Source organism: Noviherbaspirillum denitrificans, from assembly GCF_002211445.1.
GTDB lineage: Bacteria > Pseudomonadota > Gammaproteobacteria > Burkholderiales > Burkholderiaceae_D > Noviherbaspirillum > Noviherbaspirillum denitrificans.
On record NZ_LSTO01000002.1, the window covers coordinates 72,912 to 74,413 of the forward strand.

Annotated in this window: 3 protein-coding genes; 1 reads left to right on the forward strand and 2 read right to left on the reverse strand. The window is 50.5% G+C overall.

The features are described 5' to 3' along the window. Window positions 1-296: EAL domain-containing protein (locus AYR66_RS23860; RefSeq protein WP_141104320.1), on the forward strand; the 296-nt coding region annotated here is incomplete at its 5' end. A 17-nt stretch (window positions 297-313) separates the two neighbouring features. Here AYR66_RS23860 and AYR66_RS23865 read toward each other — a convergent pair. Together AYR66_RS23865 and AYR66_RS23870 are read right to left on the reverse strand one after the other, a co-directional pair. Next, window positions 314-715, reverse strand: a complete 402-nt coding sequence (locus AYR66_RS23865; RefSeq protein ID WP_141104300.1) for a hypothetical protein — start codon at window positions 713-715, stop codon at window positions 314-316. Window positions 716-942: 227 nt separating this feature from the next. Then, window positions 943-1,284 carry a hypothetical protein gene (locus AYR66_RS23870; protein WP_088710073.1) on the reverse strand — a complete coding sequence of 114 codons (342 nt, stop codon included), beginning with the start codon at window positions 1,282-1,284 and terminating at the stop codon, window positions 943-945. Window positions 1,285-1,502: the final 218 nt, after the last annotated feature.

Genomic DNA, 1,502 nt, shown 5'->3' on the forward strand with positions numbered 1-1,502 from the left:
TGCACCGCCTGGATGTGGATGTGCTAAAGGTAGATAAGGCATTTACTACGGCGCTCTCCGATGGTTCCGAGGGAGAGGTACTGTTTCGAGCAATCGTCTCAATGGCCGACGCGCTCGACATGACCGTCGTTGCCGAAGGCGTCGAAACTCGCGAGCAGCTAAATATCCTTCAAGAGCTGAAGTGCACGGAAGTACAAGGCTATATCGTTTCAAAAGCGTTGAGTGCCGACGAAATTCCACGAATGATGGTCAGGGGTTCCCTATTTCCACCGATGCCTGCGCTGGCTCTGGCATAGCAATCTAGCATGCAGGGTTAATCGTTGATGAGAGCGTGCGGAGGACTCCATCGGAGTATTGCGGCTATCCGTAGCAAGACCCATTTTGCGTCTGCCGTAGACGTCCACCCGGTAGCAAGTATGCCAGGCATGAACAGCTCGAGAACGTTCTGCTCGCTCAAATGCGCAAGTTCTTTTTGCTTGGCTTCGAATGCCTTCTTTGCCAATTTCAGGGCAAGGTCTTCACAGGCATCCCAGCGAGTGTAGAGCTCGCACGGGCTGCAACCAGGGGCGTACAGCTGCTCTTTGTACTTGGTAAAAAAGGACGATATTGGCTTTTTATCGCTGCCACTGCACAAATGCACAGGCAAGGGGAAATCTGCCGGCACAAGGGCGTACTTTGCATCTGTACGACCGCTAAGCGAATCAGTATTTTTCATTTTGCTGGCCGTCGGCAGGGCGTCGCGCGAGGAGAGTACGCGGAATGCGAACCACACAAGCAGACCAAGGAGGCTTCACAGATAAAGCAAGTCGGCCAGCTTCTGCTCGATAGTCTTTTGCCATGGTTTAACACCATTTGGAAAGGACGTGCCAGATACAATTGTGTGCCCTGCAACCAAATGCACGTTCACCTAACTCTCCAATCCTGCAATTGACCTCTCAGCTGTTACCAATCGATTTCAACTTCCTCATCTTCATGGCGAGAGCGCTGATACCCGACAAGCGCATTGCTATCTGTTATCCTGGTCTCGGGTAGAGCTTCATTTGCGGACAACACGCCGACCAATTGAAGATTATCTGTGAGTTGTTCTTGTACCAGTGAAGCATTCGCCTCCCTTCGGTTCTTAAGTTTTTCGCCCCGCTTTGGTTTGGGAATAACGATACCGTCTATTTCTTGCAAAATCTTGCCTTTCTTCATTGAAAGCGTCCCAAGGCGAGCCTTTTCATACTTCTGCTTACGGACATCTGCGTTCTTCAATCTATTGATGAATGACCGCTGCCATTTCATTGCATTCCCTGTTGATGTTCACGTAAAAGTGACCCACGATTTTCATCGAATTTTGACCCACCCTTTTTATGCGTAGACGGCTACGCTGCTGTGGATAAGTCTTCGGTCGCTAGTCCTGTTTCTCCCTTCTTCGAGCCCTTTCTGGGGGATGTCTTCCGCGTCGATTCACTGTGCCTGAAGCGCCAGGAATCATTGCCGGTCTCAATAATATGGCAGTG